Genomic DNA, 25991 nt, shown 5'->3' with positions numbered 1-25991 from the left:
TGCTCAGATGCTCAGATGACGAAGACCGAGGAACCGATCGTCTTGCGCGATTCGAGGTCCCGGTGCGCTTGGGCGGCATCTTCGAGCGCATAGCGCTGGTTGATTTCGATCTTGATGCGTCCGGCGGCGACATGGCCGAAGACCTCCGCCGCCAGCTCATTCTTCTCGGCCGGGTCGGCGATGTAGTCGGCCAGCGCCGGACGTGTCAGGTAGAGCGAGCCCTTCATCGCCAGCAGTTGCGGATTGAACGGCGGGATCGGGCCTGATGCAGTGCCGACGCACACCATCAAACCGCGGCGCTTGAGCGAATCGAGCGACGCCTCGAAGGTATCCTTGCCGACGCTGTCGAACACCACGTTTACGCCGACGCCGTCAGTCAGTTCGCGCACGCGCTTGGCGACGTCTTCGCGGCTGTAGTCGATGATGTGATCGCACCCATGTGCGCGGGCCGCCGCGCCCTTCGCCTCGCTCGATACGGTGCCGATCACGGTGAGGCCCAGCAGCTTTGCCCATTGCGACACGATGAGGCCGACGCCGCCGGCCGCGGCGTGCAGCAGAATGGTGTCGCCCGCTTTGAAGCCGTGGATGCGGCGCAGCAGATACGCCGAGGTCAAGCCGCGCATCGTCATGCCTGCCGCGGTCTCGCTCGAGATTCCCGCAGGCAGCTTGATGAGCGGCGCGGCCGGGATCAGCCGCTCCGTGCTATAGGCGCCGAGCGTGTTCACAAAGCCGGTGTAGGTCACGCGATCGCCCACCGCGACGTTCGTCACCTCCGGGCCGATGGCCTCGACGACGCCCGCCGCCTCGACGCCCATGCCGGCGGGCATCGTCACCGGATAGAGACCGGTGCGGAAGTACGTGTCGGCGAAGTTCAGCCCGACGGCTTCATGGCGCAGACGGACCTGGCCTGGGCCAGGCTCGCCTACCGCGACGTCTTCGTATCGCAAGACTTCGGGGCCGCCAGGTTGATGGAAACGGACTGCTTTTGCCATGCTCGATCTCCTGCAATTCAATCAATCTGAAATCAACGTTGTGCGCTATCGCGCTGCGCTTCGATTCGGCACAGGTCGCGTGAATAGTTCCGTCTGCCGATCACGAATGCGACCATCGCGGCAAGCGGCGCGAACGGGACAAGCTGCAAGGCGCCCAAGAGGCCGATCCGGTCCGCGATGATCCCCGCGAGCACTGCGGCGGGGGCGAGCCCCAGGAAGTTGTTCGCAAGCGTCAGGGTGGCGAAGGCTGAGGCATGGATGGACGACGGCGTGAGGTTGGCCACCATCGCTCCGGCCGGTCCGCACGCACCCGCACTGACGAACATGCCGGCGCCGATCAACAGGAGTTGCCACGGCCCTGGCGCGAACCGGAACGCGGTGGCCAGCAACGTGAACGACAACAGGCAATAGACGATGGCCGTCAGCCACTTCCTCTCGGGCGCCCCCCGGCTGACGCGGTCGGTCAAGACTCCGCATGCCACCATGCCAAGGCCCGTCACCAGGACGAATCCCGCGGCCCCCACTGCCGCCTTGCCGGGCGCCATGCCGTAGTAACGGTTCAGGAAACTGGGCATCCACGCCCACAGCGCCGCCGGAACGAGCAGATGCAGGCCGCTGCCGACGTAGGCGCACACGACAGACTTCGACGAAAACAGCCCCCTCAACAGCGTGCGCAAACTGGTCCGCATGCCTGCCGATCCGGGCTGAACGAGCGCGCGAGCGGGCTGCAGCGGCGTGAGCCGTTTTTCCGTCACGACGAGGCGGTACAGCACGACGAGCACGATGCCGACGATGGCCATGGCGCCAAACGACCAGCGCCACCCGAGGTGCACCGCGACGACGCCGCCGAGCGCCATCCCGAGCACCGAGCCGAACGCCCCGCCGGCCATGAAGGCGGCTGTCAGCGTGGCGCGCAGGCGAGCCGGGAAGATGCTCAGGACCAGCGCTACGCCCACGCTGCCATACGCGGCTTCGCCGATGCCGACGAACGCGCGCGCCGCCAGCATTTCGCCGAAATTCGTCGACAGCGCGCATCCGAGCGTGGCGAGACTCCACATCGCGGCCATCAGCGCAATGCTCTTCACGCGTCCCCAACGGTCGGCCAGCACCGACAGCGGAAAGGTCAGGATTCCTACCATCAGCGCGACCACGCTGCTGAGCGAGCCCAATTGCGTGTCGGACAGGTGCCATGCCGTTTTCAGCAACGGAAAGACGGCATTGAGGACCTGCCGCGACATGTAGTCGGACAGCAGCAGACCCGCGGTCAACGCGAACACCGCCCACGCATAGGGGCGCACGTCGTTTGGCGTTGCCGCAAGGCTTCCAGATACAGGCTCAGCGTGCGTCAGCATGATCGTCTCCTGCGCGTCCCGTGCCGCTGGTTTCAAGCCGCGTGCAGCGGCAGGTTGAGCTGGCCGGGCTTGCGGTTCGGGGCCATCCCATTGGCGGCGAGCGTCTCGTCGATGGTGTCGTATTGCACGCCGATCCGATAGATCCGGCGGGCTTCCTTGCCCGACGCAACCTCGCGGCCGAGCTCGTGCGCCACGCGCACGCACTGCTCGATCTGCTGCACCGAGGTCATGCGCTTGCCGTGCTGGTCGATGATCGTGTCCTCGATGCCGCAGCGCGGATGCATCCCCATCGCGAGCGCCATCATGTTGAACGGCAGCACGTTCTTCAAGAGCGATTCGGCGGTCAACGTGCAACCATTCGGGGCGCGCTCGATGAAGTTGAAGAAGTTGAACGGATTCGGGCCGTCGAAGCCGCCGCCGATGCCGATCCAGGTCAGGTTCAACGGGCCCCGGTAGACGCCTTTGCGAACGAGCCGCTCGAGCGTTTCCAGCGCATGCATGCCGGTGAGCTGAAAATGCGGCTGGATGCCGGACGCCTGCAGGCGCCTAAGATGTTCTTCGACCCACGCCGGACCGGCAGGCACCGTCATCTCGCTATAGGCGGCATGCAACACCGGGTTGGCGAGCGACGTGCCCTCCAGGTATTCCGGGTACAGCAGCTCCATGATGTTCATCTGCGTGGTGTTGATCGCCACGGTCACCTGTTCGGGCTTCGGCTCCAAATCGGCCAGCATGTGGCGCGTATCGTCCGACAGCCACTTGGCCGCTTGCCCATCGTCTTCCGGTGCGAACGAAATCGAGCCGCCCACCTGGATGATCATGTCCGGCACCGCGGCGCGAACGCCCGCGATCAGCTCGTTGAACTTCGACAGGCGTTTGGACCCCTTGCCGTCCAGCTCCCGCACATGCAAGTGCAGCACGGTGGCCCCGGCGTTGTAGCAATCCACCGCCTTCTGGATCTGCTGATCCATCGTCACCGGAATGTCTTCCGGAAAGTCTGCCGGCATCCATTCCGGACCATAGGGCGCGACGGTGATCACGACCTTGTCCTGGTTCTCCGGATGCAGCGAATCGTCTAGAAATTGCATCATGTCCTCCTGGCCTGATTGGGGGCTTTCGACCCATGCGTTCGATTGCGCGGTTTGACCGTCGAAACGTGCCGCGCCATGGGTTGAAATATAGGGAACTCAGGCAGTATGCTTTTGCTTTTACGTGACACTCTTTTCGCATCTCGTGACACATCGCGTAAACCCCCAGGCGCTTCCAATCAGTCGTTGCCAATCTGTCGTTGCCAATGACATGCAGCGCACAAGGTGAAGCCATACGCCGGACTCAGGACGAACGATGGAAACGACAGTGCGCTCAGGCAGCTTGACCGGCTACGTCGAGGTAACGAGGCAGCTTGGCCTGAATCCCGGCAACTTTCTTCGGGAAGTGGGGCTTGATGGGTCGGCGCTCGCCGACCCCCAAACTCGCATTTCCGCCGCAGCGGCCTGCCGGCTGCTCGAGCTCACGGCCGCCAGCGCCTCATGTCAGACCTTGGGATTGCAAATCGCCGAAACGCGCCAGAAGTTCGGGTTCGGCGTCATCGCGATACTGCTCGCGCACAAGCGCACCCTGCGCGAAGTCCTGCTCGCAACGGTTCAATACCGGCACCTGCTCAACGAAGCGCTCGGCATCTATGTCGAAACAGCGGGGGATACCGTGACCATTCGCGAGGAAATCGTCACGGAATCTGACGTCCCGAAGCGCCAGGCAACCGAACTCGCCGTGGGTGTCATGGCGCGCCACTGCAGCACCGTGCTCGGCGCGCACTGGAAACCGCGCAGTGTCCACTTCATCCACTCGGGGCCCGTCGAGCTGCATGTGCATCGGCGCTTCTTCGGCTGCCCGCCGGTGTTCAACAGCGACTTCAACGGGATCGTCTGCGACGCCGCCGATCTCGATCGTCCGAATCCCTTGGCGGATCCGGAATTGGTTCGGTATGCAGAGAGTCTCGCCGCGCCACTCAATGTCTCGGGACCGGACGCGATCGTCATGGACGTGCGCCGCGCCATCTATCTATTGCTCCCGCTGGAACAAGCCAGTATCGAGACCATCGCGGAGCATTTGCGGCTGGGCGTGCGCACCTTACAGCGCAATCTCGATGCGGCGGGAACCAGCTTCTCGACGCTGGTCGACGAGGTGCGCCACGAACTCGCGCTGCGCTACATGGCCAACCCGCGCTATTCGATCGGGCGCGTTGGCGCACTGCTCGGCTACACCCGCCAGTCGTCGTTCACGCACTGGTTCACCCAGCGCTTTGGCATGACGCCCCGCCTGTGGCGCGCCGCTGCGGGGAAGGTACCAGCCTGAATCGCTACGAGCAGGCGCAACGTGCCGTCGCGCCTTCGCGCGGCACGCCTAGCGTCAATGCAGCAGCCGTACTGACTCGGCAGCACCGATGCCGGCCCTGCCGGCAAGGTGGATCAGATCGGCAAGCGTTTGCGCGCCCATTTTCTCCATCACGCGGGCGCGATGAATCTTGATGGTCTTTTCGGCGATGCCGAGCTCGCCCGCGATCTGCTTATTCAGCCGGCCGACGACGACGCGCGCCATGACTTCGTGCTCGCGCGGCGTCAGGCGATCAAGCCGCAATCGAATCTCCGCGAGTTCCCGCCGTCGCTCGAATGTCTCGCAAGCGCGTTCGAGCGCGCGCTCGACCACTTCGAGCAGAACGGTGTCGCATACCGGTTTGGTGAGGAAATCGGCTGCGCCCGCCTTCATGGCATCGACGGTCGTGCCGATATCGCCGTGCCCCGTGACGAAGATGATCGGCAGGCTCATGTTCAATTCGCGCTGCACCTCGAGCCCGCTCAAATCCGGCAACTGCAGGTCCAGCACGACGCACGCGGGGCCGCTCGACAGGTCGGCGCCCTTCAAGAACGACTGCGCGGATTCGAAGATTTCGGCCTGATATCCGGCCGAACGCAAGAGCCGTGCGAACGCGCGGCAAACGCCGACGTCATCGTCGACGACAAACACTCGGGAAGCAGATTCATTCATAGTCGCCCTCACGTCCGGTTCGGTCCCTCCATGCCTTCGACCGGCAACGACACATAAAACGAGGCGCCTCGTTTGTCGTTGTTCTCCGCCCAAAGGCGCCCCCCGTGCGCCGCGACGATGGTGCGGCTAATCGATAGGCCGAGCCCTAGGCCATGCGGCTTCGATGTGAAAAACGGCTTGAATATCTTGTCCATCTGGTCCACGGTCAGGCCCTGCCCACGGTCCCGAACGGCGATCAACACCCTCTCCCCCGGCTTCAACGCAACCTGAACGACGACCACGCGATCGGCGGGACGACACTCGTGCATGGCATCGAACGCATTGAGCAAGAGATTGAGCACGACTTGCTGCAACTGCACTTTGTCGCCGCGCACCGGCGGCAACACAGCTGGGATCTCAAGCCGCGTTCGAATCCCGCGCATGACCGCATCGCTATGCACGAGCAACACCACATCGCGAACCACGCTGCCGATATCGAGCGGCTGCAGTTCCACATCGCCCTTCCTGACGAGCGCGCGCATCTTGCGAATGATTTCGCTGGCCCGGCAATTGTCCGCAACGATGTCTCGCAGGGTGTCCCGCACCTCGGAGACGTTGATCGGGTCCGCTTCCATGAAGCGCTGCGCCGCTTGCGAGTTGCTCAGAATCGCCGTGAGCGGCTGGTTCAGTTCGTGCGCGAGCGAGCCGGCCAGCTCGCCTAGCGCGGAAATGCGCGTCAGATGCGCCAGCTCCTGGCGATTGCGGTGGAGCTCGTATCGCTCGCTTCGGTCGACGATCACGGCAAGCCGCGTCGGCGCGCCGTCGACGTCGCATTGGCTCGTCGTCACCTCGGCGGGAAACTCCGTGCCGTCGCGGCGCTTTGCGGTGAAGGCATCCAGCGCGGGTACCGCCTTCGCCTCGTGTCCCAAGAGAGGGTTGTCGGCAACGGCAAGCGAGTCGGTCAGCCCCAATTCCGGAATCAAAAGGCCGGGTTGCGCTCCGATCAACTGATCGCAACCGTAGCCAAACAATTCCGCGGCTTTAGCATTTGCGAATCCGATGGTTCCGGAACGGCTGATGCCGATGATCGCAACCGGCACGCATTCAAGAGCATCGCGCATGGGGGCCGTTGCGCGCCGGACTGTATAGCGAGGCTTGATACGCTTGATGATCGACGGCAGCCGTTCAGCCATATCCGCCACGACGCGGACAGCTTGTCCGATCGCAGCCATAACAGCCTCGTAGCCCGGCATGGCAATAGGCATGGCAAATCTCTCCCTGCCATCGCGCGAGGCATAAAACTGGCCAAAGTATTCCAAATCGCGCCGAAGTGGCAGTCGCACTCGGGAAGAGCTAAGCGGGTGGGCATCGCAGCGCCTGCGTGCTCACCAACCTCTCAAACATGGCTTTATTCGTGTTCGCAAACCGCGGCAAATTTGGCTAGCCGCTATGTTGAGAAGGAACAGCGCTCATCGTGCTTCGACTCCGCAGCCATTTATACGACGGTGCGGTAGTTGCTACTTGATGTTAGTCACTTTTCTACCGCCTGCACGACATTATTTGCGCCATCGTCGTTTTTTCTAATTAGACGATTCAGATCATCAGTAAGACTATATTTTTGCTTAATTCTTAGCGACGATCGCCGAATGCGCGTCCCCTATCGCACGCAAGTGACGTAGGCGAGATGCGAGTCGTGATAGGGACCGCCTCGGCCGTCGGTCAATTGCACGACATGGTGAATCCGGTTCCCGGCGGAAGTCGAAGTCCAGTAACCGAGTTGTCCTCCCCAGCCGTACACCCCACCGGGATAGCGCGTGTTGTCCTTGGACGCGACGAGCGCGTTGCCGCCGTTGGGATGATCGGCGCCATTGGCGTAGCCGACCAGCGCTTTCAGTTCGTCGCTCGACGGCAAGCGCATGTGGTGATCGAGGCAATAGTGAACGCCCTCGCCGTAGGTATAGCCGCCTACCGCGGTACCGCTGAATGAATCGCGCTTGACCCGGCGGCCCACGCTGCCTTTGCCACCCAGCGCCTGTTGCGCCGGCGGGCTGAAGCAACGAGGCGCGCTCAGCACGAGGTCCGCGCTGCCTGGAACCGGGTAGGTGCCGGCCGGCAGGCAAATGCCGCCGGCCGGAGGTTCAGGGTCCTGCGCATGCGCCCGGCTCGGCGCAACGACCAGCATCAGCGAGACAAGTCCCGCCATCAGCGCCTCTGCTGCACGCGCTTGGCGAACACTCGTCGTCTTGTGTGCGTCGGCCAGCCCGACGAAACTGATTTTGCCCATAGCCTGCGCTCCGGTATCCAGGGCTGCACTGACGGCAACCGCAATCCCGCAGATTCAGGCTAATGGGTATGCGTGGAAATCGAAATAGGACTTTGGTCCATCTATTTGACGACGTCGATGCGCAACGCCTCGCCGCCGGCGACAATCGCGAGCAAACGGTCGACGTTCGGATGCGCGCCCGGACGGTTGCGCGCATCGGCCGTGTGCTCGGCGAACACCGCGAGGCCATGTTCGGCGGCCTTGGCGTCGAGCGTGCCGAATGCCTCGCGCAAATAGTGATACACCGCGACCGAGCCCTGCTTGCCCGGCTTGTTCTCGATGCTCGCCACCACGGCGCCGCTGCCGTCGACCAGATCGATGCGTTCGATGCCGTCAATACCCGGCAGTTGAGCGAGGTTGTCCTTGAATACGTTGCTCGGTTGAATCATTGAAAACACTCCAGTCTTGAGGGAAGTTGCTTGGCGAGCGGCATCTTATCCGATTGGAGGTGGCGCATCGGTTTAGCACGGCCGCCCGATGCCATTGATTCATTCGACAGCCTTGCGGTCGGCAGCGATCTTATCGGCGAACCATGCTTTCAGCGATTGCACGCCTGGCGGCAACTCATCGGTATCGAGGTGGACGAGGTAGTAGCCCGTCGGCAAAGGAAGCGCCTTGCCGAACGGCTCGACGAGCGAGCCGTCCGCGAGTTCGGCTTCGACCAGAATGGCGCTCGTCAACACCGCCCCTTGCGCGCTCACGGCCGCTTCGATCGCCATCAGCGACTGGTCGAATTGAATGCCGGCAATCGCTTCGATCCGCGCCTCGGCGAGACTGCTGAAGCGCGCGAGCCAGGCCGGCCAGTGAGGATGCAACGTGTTGTGGAGCAGCGTCGCCGATTGAAGGTCTTCGGGCCGCTTCAATTTCCATTTCTTCGCGTAAGCCGGGCTGCAATACACGCGCGCCTCGTCGGCGCAAAGCCGTTGCACCGCAAGCTGTGCGTCGACGCCATTGAAATACCGCACGGCGAGATCGACCGCATCGAGTTCGAAATCGACGAGCGTGGTCGACGTGGAGAGGCTCAGCGCGATCCCCGGGTGCGTCTGCAGCAAGTCCGCCATACGCGGAGCAAACCACTTGGCGGCGAAGCTCGGCGGCATCGAAAGCCGCAAGCCCTTGTTCTGGCGTTCCCGCAAGCGGCGGCTTGCGTGAATGATCTCGGCGAGCGCAGGCTGAATTCGCGCGAAATACGCGCGGCCTTCGGGAGTCGGGGCCACCTGCCTGACCTGCCGCACGAACAGCGCGACACCGAGCCACTCTTCGAGCTTCTGGATCTGTTGGCCGACCGCGCCGGGGGTCACGCTCAGCTCATCAGCAGCTAGAGTAAAACTACCGAGCCGCATGGCGGCCTCCAACGAAACCAGGGCTTTCAAGGGCGGAATCGGTCGCATGACGTAGGTTTTCTATAGCATCGAGGGACATTAAATCATTTGTACCGCATCGGCGCCGTCGCGACAATGAAGCCACGAAACTTTCTTCAGAGTCATCGCCGTGAATCCCGCCTACCTCGCCTTCGCCGCGCTCGGCCTCATCTGGGGCACCAACTTCATGTTCATGAAGTGGGCGAGCGTCGATATCTCCGCCAGCCAGATCGTCTTTCTCCGCGTGCTGTTCGGCTTCGTGCCGCTATTGGCGTTCGCGCTGTTCACCCGGGCGCTCAAGTGGCGCCATCTGAAGCATGCGCATCATTTCTTCGTGATGTCGCTGCTCGCGACCGCCGTCTACTACTACGCGTTTGCAAAGGGCACGGCGCTGCTGCTGTCCAGCGTAGCCGGCATGTTGAGTGGCGCGATTCCGTTGTTTTCGTTCGTTTGCGCGTGGGCGCTGTTGCGGCAGGAACGACCGACCACGCGGATGATTGCCGGCATCCTCGTCGGGTTCGTCGGCGTGATGATGATCGCGCAGCCGTGGAATGCGCACGGCGCGGGAATCAATCTGCTCGGGGTGTTGTATATGATCGCCGGCTCGCTGAGCCTCGGATGCTCGTTCGTCTATGCGCGTCGCTTCCTGTCCGGACTCGATCTCTCGCCGCTCGCCTTGTCGACCTGGCAAATCGGATTTGGGCTTGTCGTGCTGACTTGCGTCACCGATTTCCACGGCATGACGCGCGTGACCGGCGATACGCGCGCCTTTGTCGGCCTCGTGCTGGGGCTGGGTTTGTCGGGTACGGGCTTGGCCTACATCCTCTATTACTTCATCGTCGGGCGGCTCGGCGCGCTCGCGGCTTCGAGCGTGACGTATATCCCGCCGGTGGTCGCCTTGCTTATGGGCTTGACGATCGGTCATGAACCGATGCGGCCGCTCGATCTGGTGGCGATGGCGACGATACTCGGCGGGGTTTATCTGCTGCAAAGCCGCGGGCGAGCCGGGGCCGCGCCAGCGCCGGTGGCCTCCTCTCAAACGACTTAGCCGCGTGTCCCACGATGACTCTCCAGCGCTCACCGATCAGTTGTTTGGCTTTTCCCGCTTGGCATCCCCCAACACCGCACGCGACGTGTCGCCGAGCAAGTATCGAGCACCACTCCCGCGCCGCTGGGCAATATCGCCAGGATTGTAGAGAGAGCACGACTTCAACGATAAACAACCACATCCCACGCACGAAGCAAGCTGATCGCGCAACGCGATAAGACCGTCAATACGCTCTTGAAGCAGCGGCTGCCACGCGCGCGAGAGACGTTGCCAATCCTGCTTCGTAGGCGTGCGCTGCCCAGGCAATGTTTCAAGCGCAGAGCGAATTTCCGCCAGATTCAGCCCGACAGCCTGCGCGGCACGAATGAACCCGACCCGGCGGAGAGCGTCTCTTCGGTACTGACGTTGACCGCCCTCAGTCCGGGTGCTGCTGATCAACCCCTCTTCCTCATAGAAGCGAATCGCACTCGCCGCTACGCCTGAGCGCTTCGCGAGTTCTCCGATGGAAATGACGGCATCGTTCATGGTGCACCCCATAATCTTCACTTGCCTTCAAGCTTACTTGAACTTTTACAATGCGTTCCTGCTTTCGGACTCGGGAATGGAGAAATGCTAAAGAACGACGCTGCTCTCAAGTTGCACGAACTGCTGGACGCCAATGCACGCTTCAATCTGGCGGCTCGCGGAACAACGAACCATTGTCCAATGGCGCTTGTCGCGTTGGCTGAAATGGGGGCATCGCCGGCTCGGCTTCAGGAATTCTTCGACATGTGGGAGCGCGAGTACGCGTTGAGTGCCCCGCCTGTCGACACCATCATCGACCGCCGCGAGTGGCAGACCTATTTAGGCAATAGCGCTGCATTCGGTGCTTTACGTCTCTGCTTTCTGGATTGGATGGCCGACGACGACGTCATTACGGTCATCATCGCGGTACTCAAGAACGTACCTTTCGCGCCGGCAACGGGGGCTTTTCATGCACTGATTCGCCTGGCGTACGGTATCGAGGCCGCACATCGCGGCGAGATCGCCTCGGGCCTGGCGGCGTTGATTTCGTCGCATCTTCCCATTGATGTCTCATTGAGCGAGAGCCCGGCAGCGGAAAGCGTCGATACTGCGTTTGTCCGTGTCGCCACCGCGATGGGCGACGATGTCGCGCGAGGCAACTCGATCACCGCACGCTTGCGGGCTGTTGCAAGCGATGTGCGGTTTAGGCGAGCCATCCCGGCGCCGCCGGTTTCCTCGTCGTTGCTCGACGATATCGCGCGCGCTGCGATTGCCGCGTACTGGCGCACGCCGGATTTCACCGTGCTCCACACGGTGACCGCTACGCACGCGGCGCGCACCCTGTTCGCCCGGTTAGACGATTCGCTCGTCGAACAATTGCTGCCTGGCTTGTGGGTTGCGCTTTGCGCGGCTTACGCAACCGTGCGAAAGCCGTTGGACGTCGAAGCGGCTAAGCCGTACGTCGGTGCCGTGTGGAAGGAGGTATGCCAGCGAGCAATCGTTTCGAACGACGATCACGTGATCAAGATGACATACACCTGTCTTTGCGAGGATCGTCGCGAACCATCGCCGCTGTACCTCGCGTCGGCGGCACGATTGGTGGGTTTGGACTGAGTGAACTATTGACCGAGCACTGTCGTATCGCAAGTGCACGACACCACGTCGTCGAAATGCAAACAATGAAGCCGTTTGCTTTCATATTGACGCCAGACAGGCAAGGCTGCGCCGTTGGGATCGCCCACCCGCATAAACTCGAGAAGATAAGATTGCAGGAGACTTGAAAGAGCCCGTGCCTTCGCTGCATCCAATCCTTCGAGCATCGGTGCATCTGTCCATCTGTTGAAATTGCCGAACAAGAACGGCAGCTCAAAACAGTGGCCCGCGCCGACCCGCGACTGCGGCGAATTGAAGTCGAACTGGTAGACGAAGACCGCGCCGCCACTTTCGCGTAACCGCTCTGCCAGTCTGATCGACGGCAACCTGAATAGCGCGTCCGATGTGAGATCGAGCAGCGCTGTATAGGGGCTTCCCTCCAAGCGCCGGTTCACCAGCTGCTCGTAGCGGACCGCGCCGTCCGCGCCCAGCATCTGTTCAAACCTCTTCCGCGCATCGTCCGCAGTCGCATTCACCACCACGGGATTGCCCGCGAAGAAGCTGCCGGTTTCCTCGCGTGTCCACCCGATCATCAGTGGCTTCGGCGCGAACCGCGCGGCCGCCTGCGTCGGATTTTCGGGCACCTGCGCGTCGCAGACAGGCATGAATCCGATGGGCACCGACGCGAACCCGATCTTCGAGGCGAGCAGTTTCTCCTGAACGGCGAGCAGCGCGTCGAGCGGCATTTCAGGCAGTGTCCGCTCGGGCGCGTCTATCCCGCCAAGCGCGCAATATTCCTCCGCAAGCGCGTGCGCCACGTCCGGCTTCTGCGGTTCAAGGCCTGGATAGCTGAGCATGACGGCGGCCCGCGCCATCGACGAGGTGGACTCCATGGCCATCAGCAATTGCGTGTACCACGCGCCGGCGGACTGCCCTGCGATCACGATCGCGTCAGGGTCTCCTCCGAAGTGTTCGATGTTGTCTCTAACCCATGTGAGGGCGGCCTGAATATCCCGTACCGAATGGTTTCCCTCGGATACGCCGGGAAGGTAAAGGTTGCCAAGCACGCCCAGCCGGTAGTTGATCGTCACGACCACTGCATGGCCACTCTGGGCGAGTTCGGCGCCGCTATAGCAAGGCAGCGCGCCGCCCCCCGTCATGAACCCGCCGCCGTGAATCCAAAACAGAACAGGCAAACGGCCGCTCACGGACGGCGTGAAGACGTTGACGCGGAACGCGTCTTCCGACTGCGCCACGCCGCGCGACGTCGGGCCCATGACGAAATCGAGCCGGCTCGGCAGTTGAGGAAAAACAGGACCCGGCCTCGTGCAGTCGCGCAGCCCCGACCACGGCAACGGTGGAAGCGCGTCGCGAAATCGCCCGCCATCGGATGCGTATGGGATGTCGAAAAAGCTCATGACGCCTTCCGCGCGCAGCCCTACCAGCTTTCCCTGTTCGCAGCGCGTTTCCACAATTCGCGCGCCATTTCCCGATTCAATGCTCATGTCAGTTCTCTCTCCAGTTCATCGTTCTGTTTTGCTGCCGCACGGTGTCTTCGCATGGCGGCTAGAAGAGATGCAGGATGCTGATTCCCGCCATCGTCTGAACGCTGGAACTCGACGGGCTCGTTTGCGTCGAGTTGATGCGCGCGAGCGCGCCCTGTCCCGATGCCCTCTGCCAGACCAGAGTCCCGTAAATCGATGTGCGCTTGGAGAGGCGGTACGTCAGCGTGGCATCCAGTTGGTTCGCGTGCGCGTTGTCGAGCACGCCGTTGCCGCCCATATACGTATAAGTCGTGGCGAGATTCCAGAACGGCGAGAAGTCGTAACTCACGGTGGCATCAGCGGCATCGATCTGTGCGCCGCTCGCCGTATTGCGAGAGATCGTTCCCAACATCGCAAACTGAACCGCCCCGACGCGATACCGCCCACCCAAGCCGATATTTCGAATCCCCGCATTGCCGTTGTCGATCGACGGCGACTTCGCCATGGTGTACACGGCGCCCACGCCGCCCGAAGCGAACTCATAGTTGACGCTGAAACTCGACGAATTCGAGTTCCCGAATTGACCGGCCACACCGCCAAAGCCGTACATCGCTCCAAAGGTCAGCCCGCTGAAATTCGCGCTCTTGAACTTGACTGCGTTATTGAGCGCCTCGCCGTTGAGCCGGTCGAAATCGTAAGAGCCGCCTATCACGTACGGCACGCCAAACTTCGGAAACGGCCCTTGGTGAGCACCGTAAATTCCTTGATAGAAGATGCCCGCATACTGCTGCACGGTCAGGGTATCGAATGCGAAATCGCGCTGCTGACCGAAAGTCAGCGTGCCGTACTGATTGGACAGCCCCACGTATGACTCACGGGAGAACAGGCTGCCGGGCGCACCCAGAACCGCCCCCGTATTCATCGAGAACAAGGTGCCCAAATAGAAAAGCGCCTTGACCCCGTCGCCCAGATCCTCCTTGCCCTGAAACGAAATCGTGTTCGGACGCAATATGCCGGAGTCCTCATAGACGTTCGAGTGCCCGCCCACGTTGCTCGTATAACCGATCCCTGCGCCAAGCAGGCCCGATAGATTGACACTGCTTTGCGCCAATGCCCCCGACGAACATCCGAGCAGAAGAAAGCCCACCCCGCCCAACCGTCTTGCGTCCTTTCCCAATCCCACGATTCCCACGCCGATCTCCTTTCCACCGTCCAGTCGTTGATGTTCGATACCGTGCTATCGGGCGTCACCCGAGACCGGACAGATGCTCTTATGGAACGGGAGAAAACAAAACGGAAAAAAACGATGGGCGCCTTGAAGAAAACTACACCCCGTCACGGGATGGTTTGTTGGCCGGTACACTACGCCATTCGGAATTCAAAGCTCGAGCCATGACCCCGTTCCGTCAACGATTGAAACTCCGCCATATCAGCGTCGTGATCGAGGTCGCCCGGCAAGGAAGCCTGCAAAAAGCCGCGGATGTCCTGATGGTCAGCCAATCCGCCGTTTCCAAGGCGCTGGCCGAAGTGGAGTCCATCGTCGGCGCGCAACTGTTCGAGAGAACCCCGTCTGGCATGCGGCCAACCGTACTCGGCGAAACGTTGGTTCGGCACGGCCACCTGATCCTCGGCGACGTGCTACGCGCCGAAGCCGAGATCGACGCGCTACAGAGCGGAGAAGCGGGCCATCTTTCTGTGGGCGTGTTCCGGCCGCTCGGCTGGTGGGGCAGCCTGGCAGCTTGCATCGGTTCGTTCCGTGCAGAGTTCCCTCGTGTTCGCCTCGCTGTCCAAGAGGACTCCATGGAGACGCTGCTGCAGCGTCTCGATCAGGATCTCGTGGATGTCGTGATCGGCCGCCTGGCAAGCGGCTTCGGAAGCGACGCCTATACGGTGGAAACGCTTTGCGAAGACCATCCGATCTTCGTGGCGCGCGAAGGGCATCGCCTTACCGAAGGCCCGGTTGAACTCGACGACTTGCTTGGCTTTCCCTGGATATTGCCGGCGCAGCCCAACATCGTTCGCCAGCAGCTCGAGTTTGCGGTGCAGAACGCCGGCATGCGCCCGATGTCCGAAATCATTTCGGCGCAGCTATCGCACATGATGCTTCGGCTCGCCAGTCAGAGCGATACGCTGATCCTGGTGCCCCAGTGCATTCTGAGCGAGCTCCACGATACGTATCGTCTTCGACCGGTGCCTTGCCCATTGCCGCTACACCTTGGCGCGCTGGTCGCCATCACGAGAAACGACAAGCCCCGCACTGCGACCATTTCCGCTTTTCTTGCGCAGCTGGATCAGGAGCTACACCGTTAGACATTCCGGCCACGCCTGAACACGAGCGGCACTTGATCCACGTTTAGCGGATCAGGCCCCGCGTCGAACGCGATAGGAAATCGTAGAAGGGTTGAACTTCGGATTGAGCGGCAGCAAGACGGGCGATTTCCGGCTTGGCTTCCTCCAGCGTCTTTCCGCTCCGATATAGCACCTTGTAGGCTTCGCGAATCGCTTGAATCGCTTCCTTGCCGAAGCCGCGACGCTCCAGCCCGATGGTATTCACACCCTTTGGCGAAGCATGATTGCCTTGTGCGATGACATAGGGCGGGACATCTTGCGCGATGCCCGAGCAACCGCCCACCATGACATGAGCGCCAATGGAACAGAATTGGTGAACCGCGCACATGCCGCCAACGATCACATAGTCATCCAGCGTGACATGGCCGGCGAGCGTCGCGTTATTCGCCAAGATGCAATGATTGCCAACCACGCAATCGTGCGCGACGTGAGCGTTGACCATCAGGAGGTTGTCGCTGCCGACCTTCGTGACCCCGCCGCCTTGAACCGTTCCCCGGTGGATCGTGACGCTCTCGCGTATTCTGTTGCGATCGCCTATTTCGACGAAGGTAGCCTCGCCGGCGTACTTGAGATCCTGATTCTCTTCCCCGATCGTGGCAAATGGATAGACCGTGTTGTCTCGGCCGATGCGCGTGTGACCGCTCACGACGACATGCGCCTTAAGAACCGTTCCCTCGCCAATCTCGACGTTGCCTTCTATGCAGCAATACGGTCCAATGCGGACGCGGGCGCCGATCACCGCACCTTCTTCGATAATCGCACTGGGATGAATGACAGCAGTTTCTTTAATCACAGATCAAGCCCTCATCGTTACCGGTGAATGCGATGGCGATGGTCAAAGCCAACGCGTAGCGCGCCTATCTTAACGAAGCGTCGCGCCGCTGCGCATAACCTTCAAATTTCTTTCAATGACAGAGGGTCGGAAGAAGTTGACCCGCGACAATCGGGAACCCAGCGAGGCTCCCGATATAATTGGTGTGCTAACCAACGAGGATATCGAATGAAATCACTGATTGCCGTACTAGCCGCTGCCACCGTTGCATCCACCGCGTTCGCCGCCAACACCATAGAAAAGTTGCCGTCGGGCGTCGTAGTCGAGCACATCAAGGAGGGCACAGGCCCGCAACCGACAGCAAGCGACGTAGTGCGCGTCAGCTATCGTGGCACGCTGGCGAACGGCACCGAATTCGACAGTTCCGCCAAGCATGGCGGCCCGGCGACGTTCCCTCTTGGCCAAGTGATCCCGTGCTGGACGCAAGGACTGCAGAAAATAAAGGTTGGCGGCAAGGCGAAGCTGACCTGCCCGGCGGCGACCGCTTATGGCGATCGCGCTGTCGGCCCAATCCCGCCGAACAGCGACCTCACATTCGAAGTCGAACTGATCGGAATCGGGCAGTAATCGAGTCGTGAAAGTCCGGAACCAGAGTGACGGGTCACTCTGGTTCCGGACCTTTGAGCCGACCGATCACGAACGACTCAACGCGGACTCAGCAGCGCCGCGAACTTGTCAGCGAGCGTTGGGCGGGACCGGTGCGGCCAAATTGCGCTGAGCTCGAAAAACGGCAGCGCGTCGCCCTCGCGCACTTCGCACACGCGCACGCCGGCGAACTGAATCGCCTTCACCGATTGCGGCAGCAATGACGCGCCACAGCCTGCCGCCACACAAGCGAGCACCGTCAGCGATCGATTCGCGTCCTGCACGATATTGGCCTCGCAGCCGAATTTGCGAAACGCGCTAAGAATGCCAGCGCGCACCACCGGCAACTGGCCTTGCGGAAACCAAACGAGCCCGATGCGCGCAAGATCCGCGAGGCCCAGCTTGCCGTCGGGACCGAGCGGATGCGATTCGTGCACGACCGCCTGCAGCCGCTCTCGCACGATCAGCTTCTCGCGCATTCGCCCGCTCACGGCAACCGGCGTATGGAGCAGGCCAATGTCGATCTCTCCAGATTCAAGCGCGCTGGCCTGCTCCGCGTTGCTCATCTCGCGCAGCGTCAGTTCGACGTTGGGCACCTCGCGGCGCAGTGCCGCGATCGCCTTGGGCATCACCTCGAACAGCGCCGCCGACGCGAAGCCAATCGTCAGTCTCCCGCCACGCTGCGCGCCGATATCGCGAGCACGCCTTTCGGCCGCCTCGATCCGCGACACGCTCAGCCGGATGTCCTCGACGATCGCCTCGCCGGCTGGCGTGAGCGCCGCGCCGCGGCGCGTTCTCGCGAGGAGCTTCACGCCAAGATCCTGCTCCAGCCGCGTGATGGCCTGACTGAGCGCCGGTTGCGCCATGCCGAGCTGGCTGGCCGCGCCGGTGACGCTGCCGGCATCGACGACAGCGAGAAAATACCTAAGCGTGCGGACGGATTCCATATCAAAGCGCTATGAAAGAACAACATTTCCATAGTATGCGCGCACTATTGCCTTTTCTAGAATGACCTTCACCAATCAACAGCGGCCGTCCTGACTCACCATCGGCCGCCGCGCCCAGCGGCGCGTACAAGGAGACGATCATGCGCTGGTATCGGGACATCACGTCCGTCGAAAAGCGAACGATGTGGAGCTGTTTCGCGGGCTGGGCGCTCGACGCCGTCGACACGCAGGTCTTTTCCCTCGTCATTCCGTCGCTGCTGGCGACCTGGAGCATCAGCAAAGGCCAAGCCGGATTGATCGGCGGCGCGACGCTCGTCGCCGGTGCGCTCGGCGGCCTGCTCGCGGGCGTTCTGGCTGACCGCGTGGGCCGGGTGCGGGCCCTGCAAATCACCGTCATCTGGTTCTCGCTGTTCACCTTTCTCAGCGCGTTCGCGCAAAGCTTCGACCAGTTGCTGGCGTTGAAGACGCTGCAAGGCATCGGCTTCGGCGGCGAGTGGACGGCTGGCGCCGTGCTCCTCAGCGAGACGATGAACCCGAAGCATCGCGGCAAGGCGATGGGTATCGTGCAGAGCGCGTGGGGCTTCGGATGGGGCGGCGCGGTGCTGCTTTATATGCTGGTGTTTTCGTTCGTGTCGCCGCAATGGGCCTGGCGTGTGCTGTTCGCGATCGGTCTCTTGCCCGCCGTGCTCGTGCTGTACTTGCGCCGCAACATCGTCGAGCCGGTGCGCGAGGCGCAGACTGCGCGCGATGAAAGTGCGCAGCGCGGCGTCTTCAGCATTGCCGCCGGTATTTTCGATCCTGCCGTGATTCGTACGACCCTCGTCGGCGCTCTGATCGGCCTCGGTGCGCACGGCGGCTATCACGCCATCACCACCTGGCTGCCGACTTACCTCAAGACCGAGCGCCACCTGTCGGTGCTCGGTACGGGCGGTTATCTGGCCGTCGTCATCGTCGCGTTCATCGTCGGATGCTTCGTGAGCGCCTGGCTGCAGGACCGCATCGGGCGTCGCTGGAATGTGATCCTTTTCGCGGTGTGTTGCGCGGTGATGGTCAATATCTATACGTTCCTGCCGCTCAGCGACACCACCATGCTGTTCCTGAGCTTTCCGCTCGGGCTGTTCTCGGCGGGCATTCCCGCGACGCTCGGCGCGCTCTTCAACGAACTGTATCCGCAAGGCGTGCGCGGCACGGGTGTCGGGTTCTGCTACAACTTCGGCCGCATCGCATCCGCCGGCTTTCCGGTGCTGATCGGCCACATGAGCAGCTCGATGTCGCTGGGCGCGGCGCTCGGCATCGACGCGGGCGTGGCTTATGGCCTCGTCGTCATCGCTGCGCTGATGCTGCCCGAAACACGCGGCAGTCGCATCGCGGCCTCGGCGCAAAACGGCACGGTGGCCAACGCCCCTGCCGCTTCGCGCAGCTGAGTTCGCGCATGCTCGTCGCCGCCCGCTCATGTTCAATCGACTCTCAGGCTAATCGCACGATGGATCTCACTGCGCCCGCAACCGGGACCGATCCTTTCACTGCGCTCTCCACGAAGAGCGCCGCATGGCTCGCCGCGGAAGAACCGCGCATCACCGGCATCGACTCGCATGCGCACATCTTCGTGCAGGGGCTGCCCCTCGCCGCGCAGCGCCGTCACGCGCCCGACTACGACGCGACGCTCGATCAATACATCGGCCAGCTCGACGCGCACGGCATGTCTCAGAGCGTGCTCGTGCAGCCGAGCTTTCTTGGCGTCGACAACTCGTTTCTCGCAGCGGTGTCGAAGCGATATCCGCAGCGCTTTCGCGGTGTCGCCGTCGTGGACCCGGAGGTCGGCGATGCGGAACTCGAAGCCCTGAATGACGCCCATGTCGTCGGGGCGCGCTTGAATCTGATCGGCCTGCCGCTGCCCGACTTTCAAGAGCGCCGATGGTCGGCGCTACTTTCGCGGCTCAACGCGCTGCGCTGGCATGTCGAAGTGCAGGCGCACGCGGCCGATCTGCCCTATGTGCTCGACGCGTTGCTCGCACAGCGCTGCACGGTCGTGGTCGATCACTTCGGCCGTCCCGATGCCACGCTCGGCGCAAACGATCCCGGTTTTCGCTATTTGTTGTCGAAGGCGTCGTCGGGTGACGTGTGGGTCAAGCTCTCCGCAGCCTATCGCAGCGTGGAAGGATCATGCGGCACGGAGAGCGGGATCGCGCTCGCCGCAGCACTGCTCGACGCATTCAGTGCGCAACGGCTCGTATGGGGCAGCGACTGGCCGCATACCCAGCATCGTCACCTGATCGACTACGCCGCAACCGCGAACGCGCTGCAACAGTGGATTCCCGACGAGGCAACCAGGCGGACGATTCTCACGACGTCGGCGGCGGATCTGTTTCGTTTCCAGACCTAAGCCGTTCGTTATCGGACTGGTGTAGTCAATCCAGCAACCGTCGAAGAAACCGCTTACTGGTCGCTCACTTTTATCAGCACCGGATCGTTGCGATACAGGTCGGGAAACATCCGCTTCAGTTCGCCCACCTTCGGCAGATCGTTGATCACGATGTACGGGTAGTCGGGGTGGTTGACGAGGAAATTCTGGTGGTACGCCTCCGCCGGATAGAACCCCTTGAAGTTCTCCACGCGCGTGACGATCGGCCCCGAAAACACATGCGCCTTTTCCAGTTGCGCGATGTAGGACTGTGCGACGCTGCGTTGCTCAGGATTGGCCGGGAAAATTGCCGAGCGATATTGCGTACCGTGATCGGGTCCCTGGTAGTCCAGCTCGGTGGGGTCGTGCGCAACCGAGAAGAAAATCTGCAGCAACCGTCCGTAGGTGATCTGCGTCGGATCGTAAGTGATCTGCACGGACTCCGCGTGTCCCGTGTTGCCGTCGCTGACGGTTTCGTACTGCGCAGTGTTGGCCGCACCGCCTGAGTAGCCCGCGGCGACCTGCTTCACACCCCGCACGTGTTCGAATACGCCCTGGACACCCCAGAAGCAACCCCCTGCGAACACGGCCGTTTCGCTATGCGTCGCGCCGACTTTTTCGTCCTGGGCAGGCGGTGGAATCTTGGTCGCGGCTTCAGCCGAATTCGCAATGCGCTGCGCGGCGAAGACGCCCGCCGCAATCGCGACGCAACCAGCGAGTCTGGCAAAGGCCGAAAGCTTGCTTCGGGGAGCCCGGCGAGTAGAGGTCGTGTGCATGATGTCAGTCCTGCAAAGAGTGGTTGATTGACTTCGCCCGGCCTGGATTAGCCGAACGTAAATGCATACGCTTGCACGCCGGGATCCAGAAACTCGATCGAGAACGTGTGATCCGCAACATCGCCGCTTTGTCGAACGAGCTGATAAAGACGCTGTTCTGTCACGGTGCCGCTGCCGTCGGCGGCGACGTCCGACCCGTGCGCGGCGCCGGGCGCCGCGCCATCCACGCTCACGCGGAAGCGAACCGGCTTGCCGTCCTGGCCCGGACCCAGCACGAGGTGCAGATCGCGTGCATGAAAGCGATAGACGATGCGCCCGGACGCGGCCGCGAGCGTGGCGTGCTCGGCGCCCACCGTCCATGCGCCTGCCAGCCCCCAGTCGTTGACGGCGGGCTGTGACGGCGCCGAATACGTGTGCACCTTGTCCTCAGCCTCGCCGCCGGGCGACGCGAAATTCTCCGCGCGCGCGTAGCCGATATAAGTTTCCGGCGAGCGCATATCAGCGCTGTCGGCCGCGGCCTCCACGCCTTGCGCGCTCGTGCCCACGATGCCGAGCGCGACCTTCGACGCGCCTGTATGGCCCGCTTCGGCCAACAGCTGCTGAATCACCTTTTCCGATTCCGCATAGTCGCCTTCGCCAAAATGGTGATGGCGAATCCGCCCTTGCGCATCGACGAAATAGTGCGCCGGCCAGTACTGATTGTTCAGCGCGCGCCAGATTGCGTAGTTGTTGTCGATGGCGACGGGATAGTCGACGCCGAGATCGCGGGTGGCCTGCTTCACGTTGTCGATATTGCGCTCAAAGGCGAATTCCGGCGCGTGCACGCCGATCACGACGAGGCCCTGATCCTTGTATTTCTGCGCCCATGCTTTGACGTACGGCAGCGAACGCAGGCAGTTGATGCACGAGTACGTCCAGAAGTCGATCAGCACGACTTTGCCTCGCAGGTCCTGAGCCGTGAGCGGCGGTAAATTCAGCCATTGGACGGCGCCGTTCAGCGGCGGCAACACGCCTTCGACGGGCAACGGGGCCGCGTCTGCCGGGATGACCTGCGCGGCGGCGCGCATCATCGCGCCGGAATCGACGGAGACACTTGCCTTGGCGGCGGGGTTGGCCGGTGTCGCCCCCGGCGAAAGCCGATCCACCAGTTTCTGTTCGATGCCGGCGGTAGCGACGGTCGATACACGCGTCAGCACGCCGGTGTCGAGGCCGAACGCAATCGCCACCACACCGCACAGCATCGCCGCACCGATTCCGCGGCGGATCCATTCGCCCGCTCCGAGCGAGCGCTTCATCGCCGTGAACAACCGCCCGCCAATCAGCAGCGCCAGCGCGAGCGAGGTCGCGGCGCCGGCCGCATAGGCCAGCAGCAGCAGCGTCGTGCCGGCGCTCGCGCCCCGCAGCGCCGCGCCGGTCAGAACCAGGCCGAGAATCGGACCGGCGCACGGCGCCCACAGCAAGCCGGTCGCGATGCCCAATAGAAACGATGAGCGAAACGACGAACCTGCGCGAACCTGTTGGCCGTCGCCCTGGGCGAAGTTCGACAGGCGATTGCCGGCGCTCACCAACGGACGCATCAGATGGTCCGCGAAGCGTGGCAGCAACAGCGTCAATCCGAAGACGGCGAGCAACGCGATCGCGAGCCAGCGGCCATACTGGTTAGCCTGGGTGACCCAGCCGCCGCCCACCGCGGCCAAGGTCGCGACGAGGGCGAACGTCAGCGCCATGCCTGCGAGCAACGGCAGCCCGCTGCGCACGAACGGTTGATCGGCGCGCGCAAAGACAAACGGCAGCACCGGCAGGATGCACGGACTGAGTATCGTGAGGGCGCCGCCGAGATAGGCGAGAACGATGAGTAGCATGTCGGTTCCGGGCGTGGGCGCCGGTCTTATGGTTGTCGATGAACGAAAGGCGCGTTGACGGCGCTGGCTCGGGACGCCCGCTCAGGCGGCAGCGGGCGTGAAAATCATCGCCACGCCGTTCATGCAATAGCGCAGCCCCGTCGGTTTCGGACCGTCGTCGAACACGTGTCCGAGATGGCCGCCGCAGCGCCGGCAGTGGACCTCGGTGCGCGACATGCCGAATGAACTGTCTTCACGCGTCGCCACGGCATGCTCGAGCGGCGCCCAGAAACTCGGCCAGCCGGTGTGGCTGTCGAATTTCGTGCGCGACGCAAACAGATCGAGCCGGCAGCCCGCGCAACTGAACACGCCCGCGCGATGCTCGTCGTTCAGCGGGCTGCTATAAGGCCGCTCCGTACCTTCCTGACGCAGCACCGCATACTGGGTCGGCGTCAGCATCTGGCGCCATTGCGCGTCCGTATGCACGACTTCGAAACCGCCGGCCTGCTTGCCATCCTCCACCTGTGCGGCAGCCAGCGGGCGCCAACGGCTGACCGCCGCCAGCGCGGCCACCGCTGCCCCGCCTGAAAACAGGAAGCGCCTTCTGCTTTGCATGATGAGCTCCTTGACGCGAATCTGCGGAAAGTGGCCCCATCCTAGAGCGCCGGGGATGTCGAAGTCCTCACGAAAAGTTAAATTAATTGTGATAACTCACCGGCCGGAAATTTTGCACAATGGCGCAACGGGCCGCTTTTGCTCGCGTCCATTGTTTCCAACGCCCTGAACCTCGCTCTCACTCGCGTCTGAAGCCCTCCATGGACCACCCCAAGCGCATCCTGATCGTCGAAGACGACGTCGACATCGCCAACGTGCTGAGTCTTCATCTGCGCGACGAGCGCTACGAAGTCGTGCACAGCGCCGACGGCAACGAAGGCCTGCGCCTGCTCGAGCAAGGCGGCTGGGACGCGCTGATCCTCGATCTGATGCTGCCCGGCGTCGACGGTCTGGAAATCTGCCGGCGCGCCCGCGCGATGACGCGCTATACGCCGATCATCATCACCAGCGCACGTTCGAGCGAAGTGCACCGGATTCTCGGCCTCGAACTCGGCGCCGACGACTACCTCGCCAAGCCGTTCTCGGTCCTCGAACTGGTGGCTCGCGTCAAGGCGCTGCTGCGACGCGTGGAAGCCATGGCGAAAGACTCGCGAATCGACGCGGGCAGTCTGCGCATCGCCGGCCTGACGATCGATCCGCTGACGCGCGAGGCGACCGTCGACGGCAAGCCCATCGAACTGACGCCGCGCGAATTCGACCTGCTCTATTACTTCGCGCAGCATCCCGGCAAGGTGTTCTCGCGAATGGACCTGCTCAACGCCGTGTGGGGCTATCAGCACGAGGGCTATGAGCACACCGTGAACACCCATATCAACCGTCTGCGCACGAAAATCGAGGCCGACCCGGCCGAGCCCGAGCGCATCCTGACGGTCTGGGGGCGCGGCTACAAGCTGGCCGTGCCGGGCGACTCGCCGGCGCGCGCGGGTACGCCTCAGGAGGCGCCGTGAAGCTGACGCTGACCCAGCGGCTCTCGCTCGTGTTCTCCGCGCTGTTGCTGGCGTGCTGCGGTGCGTCGGCGTGGCTGCAGATCCGTTCGAGCGACCTGCACGAAAAGGAAGTCGTGCAAAGCCTGTCGCGGGGCCTCGCCGACCATATCGCGCACGGCACCACCCTGATGGACGCGAACGGCCTGCGGCCCGACGCGGTGCGCCAACTGTTCGGCCAGTTGATGATGGTGAACCCGAGCGTCGAGGTGTACCTGCTCGACAATCAAGGGCGCATCAAGGGCGACGACGCCCCGGCGGGCCACGTCAAGCGCACGCAAGTGGATCTCGCGCCGATCCGGCAATTCATCGCCGGCGATGCGTTGCCGATCCTCGGCGACGACCCGCGCAGCGTCGACGGGAAAAAGGTGTTCAGTGCCGCACCGCTGCAGCTGAACGGCCAGCAACCCTCGGGCTATATCTACGTCGTCCTGCTCGGCGAGGCGCACGACGCGCTCGCCGCCCGCGTGGCCGCCAGCTCCGTTCTGCGCACCACGTTGTGGTCGATGGCGCTGGTCGCGCTGCTCGGTCTGCTCGCGGGATTGATGGCATTCGGTCTGATCACGCGGCCTTTGCGCCGCCTCACCGAAGCCATGCGCCGCTTCGACGCCGACGGCGAGCCGGACACCCAGCCGGCCGTGCCGCGCTCGGCGCCGCCCGGACAGCGCGATGAAATCGCCGTGCTCGAAGCCACGTTCGCACAGATGGCCAAGCGCATCGGCGACCAGTGGCGGGCGCTGACGAGACAGGACCAGCAACGGCGCGAGTTGATCGCCAATATTTCGCACGATCTGCGCACGCCGCTCACCTCGTTGCACGGCTACCTCGAGACCCTCTCGCTCAAGTCCGACACGCTCAGCGAAACGGAACGCAAACGCTACCTGGCGATCGCACTGGCGCAAAGCGTCAAGGTCGGGCGGCTCGCGCAGGCGCTATTCGAACTGGCCCGGCTCGAACACGGCAACGTGCAACCGGCGCTCGAGCAATTCTCGCTGGTCGATCTGGTGCAGGACGTTTTCCAGAAATTCGAGCTGCCGGCCGAGGCGCGTCACATCCGGCTGCGGGCGGACATTCCCCCTCGCCTGCCGACCGTCTGCGCCGATCTGGGGATGATCGAGCGCGTGCTGACGAACCTGCTCGACAATGCGATTCGACACACTCCCGCCGACGGCGAGATCAACGTCGATCTCGCGCACAAGGGCGGCAAGGTATCGGTCACGGTCAGCGACACCGGTCCCGGCATTCCAGCGGCGCAGCGCGAAGGCCTGTTCGAGCGCCCGTTCAGCTCGGGCGGCACGCATCGCGGCGGCGGACTCGGACTGCTGATCGTGCAGCGCATGCTGCAATTGCATCACAGCCAGATACGCCTGCTCGAGGATGCAGGCCACGGCACGACGTTCTGCTTCGATCTGCCGACAACCGAGAAGCCGATTGCCTCCGGCATCGCGCTCTGACGGATCGCTCGCCCGCGCGTCCAGTGAT

General features: G+C 62.8%; 25 protein-coding genes. 9 read left to right on the top strand and 16 right to left on the bottom strand.

Annotation, left to right across the window (positions count from 1 at the left end):
• Window positions 1-11: 11 nt before the first annotated feature.
• Genes AAHK20_RS14735 through AAHK20_RS14725 form a run of 3 tightly spaced genes read right to left on the bottom strand, consistent with a single transcriptional unit; the run spans window position 12 to window position 3432 of the window.
• Window positions 12-992: a quinone oxidoreductase family protein gene (locus AAHK20_RS14735; RefSeq protein WP_449182198.1), complete on the bottom strand. Its 981-nt coding sequence runs from the start codon at window positions 990-992 to the stop codon at window positions 12-14.
• A gap of 32 nt (window positions 993-1024) precedes the next feature.
• Window positions 1025-2344, bottom strand: coding sequence for an MFS transporter (locus AAHK20_RS14730; protein WP_449182197.1), 1320 nt, complete (start codon window positions 2342-2344; stop codon window positions 1025-1027).
• 32 nt (window positions 2345-2376) lie between these two features.
• Window positions 2377-3432: a beta-keto acid cleavage family enzyme gene (locus tag AAHK20_RS14725; protein ID WP_449182196.1), complete on the bottom strand. Its 1056-nt coding sequence runs from the start codon at window positions 3430-3432 to the stop codon at window positions 2377-2379.
• A gap of 256 nt (window positions 3433-3688) precedes the next feature.
• Here AAHK20_RS14725 and AAHK20_RS14720 point away from each other — a divergent pair, with 256 nt between their 5' ends.
• Complete coding sequence (locus tag AAHK20_RS14720) at window positions 3689-4699, top strand: AraC family transcriptional regulator (RefSeq protein ID WP_449182195.1); 1011 nt, start codon at window positions 3689-3691, stop codon at window positions 4697-4699.
• Between the two features lie 54 nt (window positions 4700-4753).
• Here AAHK20_RS14720 and AAHK20_RS14715 read toward each other — a convergent pair whose 3' ends face one another.
• The 5 genes from AAHK20_RS14715 to AAHK20_RS14695 all read right to left on the bottom strand — a co-directional run bounded on the left by AAHK20_RS14715 (window position 4754) and on the right by AAHK20_RS14695 (window position 9082).
• Entirely contained in the window at window positions 4754-5389 is a 636-nt protein-coding gene (locus tag AAHK20_RS14715; protein WP_449182194.1) for a response regulator transcription factor, read from the bottom strand.
• 8 nt (window positions 5390-5397) lie between these two features.
• On the bottom strand, window positions 5398-6633 hold the full coding sequence (locus AAHK20_RS14710; RefSeq protein ID WP_449182193.1) for a PAS domain-containing sensor histidine kinase: 1236 nt from the start codon (window positions 6631-6633) through the stop codon (window positions 5398-5400).
• A 392-nt stretch (window positions 6634-7025) separates the two neighbouring features.
• Window positions 7026-7652 (bottom strand): Lcl C-terminal domain-containing protein, encoded by a 627-nt coding sequence (locus AAHK20_RS14705; protein ID WP_449182192.1) that lies wholly within the window; start codon window positions 7650-7652, stop codon window positions 7026-7028.
• Between the two features lie 101 nt (window positions 7653-7753).
• Window positions 7754-8080 (bottom strand): DUF2322 family protein, encoded by a 327-nt coding sequence (locus AAHK20_RS14700; RefSeq protein WP_449182191.1) that lies wholly within the window; start codon window positions 8078-8080, stop codon window positions 7754-7756.
• A gap of 99 nt (window positions 8081-8179) precedes the next feature.
• Window positions 8180-9082, bottom strand: coding sequence for a LysR substrate-binding domain-containing protein (locus AAHK20_RS14695; protein ID WP_449182190.1), 903 nt, complete (start codon window positions 9080-9082; stop codon window positions 8180-8182).
• Between the two features lie 100 nt (window positions 9083-9182).
• Between AAHK20_RS14695 and AAHK20_RS14690 the strand changes: the two genes are divergently transcribed.
• Window positions 9183-10100 carry a DMT family transporter gene (locus AAHK20_RS14690; RefSeq protein ID WP_449182189.1) on the top strand — a complete coding sequence of 306 codons (918 nt, stop codon included), beginning with the start codon at window positions 9183-9185 and terminating at the stop codon, window positions 10098-10100.
• Window positions 10101-10136: 36 nt separating this feature from the next.
• On the opposite strand, the gene soxR is transcribed toward AAHK20_RS14690, so the two are convergent.
• Window positions 10137-10625 (bottom strand): redox-sensitive transcriptional activator SoxR, encoded by a 489-nt coding sequence (gene soxR / locus AAHK20_RS14685; RefSeq protein ID WP_449182188.1) that lies wholly within the window; start codon window positions 10623-10625, stop codon window positions 10137-10139.
• 84 nt (window positions 10626-10709) lie between these two features.
• Here soxR and AAHK20_RS14680 point away from each other — a divergent pair, with 84 nt between their 5' ends.
• A complete protein-coding gene (locus AAHK20_RS14680; protein WP_449182187.1) occupies window positions 10710-11717 on the top strand; it encodes a questin oxidase family protein in 1008 nt (335 codons plus the stop codon).
• Between the two features lie 5 nt (window positions 11718-11722).
• On the opposite strand, the gene AAHK20_RS14675 is transcribed toward AAHK20_RS14680, so the two are convergent.
• Together AAHK20_RS14675 and AAHK20_RS14670 are read right to left on the bottom strand one after the other, a co-directional pair.
• Window positions 11723-13201, bottom strand: coding sequence for a carboxylesterase family protein (locus AAHK20_RS14675; protein WP_449182186.1), 1479 nt, complete (start codon window positions 13199-13201; stop codon window positions 11723-11725).
• A 61-nt stretch (window positions 13202-13262) separates the two neighbouring features.
• A complete protein-coding gene (locus AAHK20_RS14670; RefSeq protein ID WP_449182185.1) occupies window positions 13263-14372 on the bottom strand; it encodes a porin in 1110 nt (369 codons plus the stop codon).
• Between the two features lie 200 nt (window positions 14373-14572).
• Between AAHK20_RS14670 and AAHK20_RS14665 the strand changes: the two genes are divergently transcribed.
• The gene (locus tag AAHK20_RS14665) at window positions 14573-15490 is read left to right on the top strand and encodes a LysR family transcriptional regulator (RefSeq protein WP_449182184.1); all 918 of its coding nucleotides are present in this window, start codon (window positions 14573-14575) and stop codon (window positions 15488-15490) included.
• 43 nt (window positions 15491-15533) lie between these two features.
• Here the strand turns inward: AAHK20_RS14665 and lpxA are convergent, their stop codons facing one another.
• Window positions 15534-16319, bottom strand: coding sequence for an acyl-ACP--UDP-N-acetylglucosamine O-acyltransferase (gene lpxA / locus AAHK20_RS14660; RefSeq protein WP_449182236.1), 786 nt, complete (start codon window positions 16317-16319; stop codon window positions 15534-15536).
• 210 nt (window positions 16320-16529) lie between these two features.
• Between lpxA and AAHK20_RS14655 the strand changes: the two genes are divergently transcribed.
• Window positions 16530-16928 carry an FKBP-type peptidyl-prolyl cis-trans isomerase gene (locus AAHK20_RS14655; protein ID WP_449182183.1) on the top strand — a complete coding sequence of 133 codons (399 nt, stop codon included), beginning with the start codon at window positions 16530-16532 and terminating at the stop codon, window positions 16926-16928.
• Between the two features lie 77 nt (window positions 16929-17005).
• On the opposite strand, the gene AAHK20_RS14650 is transcribed toward AAHK20_RS14655, so the two are convergent.
• Window positions 17006-17893 carry a LysR family transcriptional regulator gene (locus AAHK20_RS14650; protein WP_449182182.1) on the bottom strand — a complete coding sequence of 296 codons (888 nt, stop codon included), beginning with the start codon at window positions 17891-17893 and terminating at the stop codon, window positions 17006-17008.
• A gap of 140 nt (window positions 17894-18033) precedes the next feature.
• Here AAHK20_RS14650 and AAHK20_RS14645 point away from each other — a divergent pair, with 140 nt between their 5' ends.
• A complete protein-coding gene (locus AAHK20_RS14645) occupies window positions 18034-19317 on the top strand; it encodes an MFS transporter (RefSeq protein WP_449182181.1) in 1284 nt (427 codons plus the stop codon).
• Between the two features lie 59 nt (window positions 19318-19376).
• Window positions 19377-20276 carry an amidohydrolase family protein gene (locus AAHK20_RS14640; RefSeq protein WP_449182180.1) on the top strand — a complete coding sequence of 300 codons (900 nt, stop codon included), beginning with the start codon at window positions 19377-19379 and terminating at the stop codon, window positions 20274-20276.
• Window positions 20277-20329: 53 nt separating this feature from the next.
• Here the strand turns inward: AAHK20_RS14640 and msrA are convergent, their stop codons facing one another.
• From msrA to msrB, 3 genes are all read right to left on the bottom strand, one after another.
• Complete coding sequence (msrA, locus tag AAHK20_RS14635) at window positions 20330-21070, bottom strand: peptide-methionine (S)-S-oxide reductase MsrA (protein WP_449182179.1); 741 nt, start codon at window positions 21068-21070, stop codon at window positions 20330-20332.
• A gap of 47 nt (window positions 21071-21117) precedes the next feature.
• Window positions 21118-22932, bottom strand: a complete 1815-nt coding sequence (locus tag AAHK20_RS14630) for a cytochrome c biogenesis protein DipZ (RefSeq protein WP_449182177.1) — start codon at window positions 22930-22932, stop codon at window positions 21118-21120.
• Between the two features lie 81 nt (window positions 22933-23013).
• The gene (msrB, locus tag AAHK20_RS14625; RefSeq protein WP_449182176.1) at window positions 23014-23526 is read right to left on the bottom strand and encodes a peptide-methionine (R)-S-oxide reductase MsrB; all 513 of its coding nucleotides are present in this window, start codon (window positions 23524-23526) and stop codon (window positions 23014-23016) included.
• A 200-nt stretch (window positions 23527-23726) separates the two neighbouring features.
• Between msrB and AAHK20_RS14620 the strand changes: the two genes are divergently transcribed.
• Together AAHK20_RS14620 and AAHK20_RS14615 are read left to right on the top strand one after the other, a co-directional pair.
• Window positions 23727-24473, top strand: a complete 747-nt coding sequence (locus AAHK20_RS14620; RefSeq protein WP_449182175.1) for a response regulator transcription factor — start codon at window positions 23727-23729, stop codon at window positions 24471-24473.
• Complete coding sequence (locus tag AAHK20_RS14615; protein WP_449182174.1) at window positions 24470-25963, top strand: sensor histidine kinase; 1494 nt, start codon at window positions 24470-24472, stop codon at window positions 25961-25963. The genes AAHK20_RS14620 and AAHK20_RS14615 overlap by 4 nt, the downstream gene beginning before the upstream one ends.
• The last annotated feature ends 28 nt before the right edge of the window (window positions 25964-25991 follow it).

The sequence above is a fragment of the Trinickia camelliae genome (assembly GCF_053525655.1).
The sequence above is the reverse complement of the archived record's forward strand: the minus strand, read 5'-3'. Positions and strand labels throughout refer to the sequence as shown.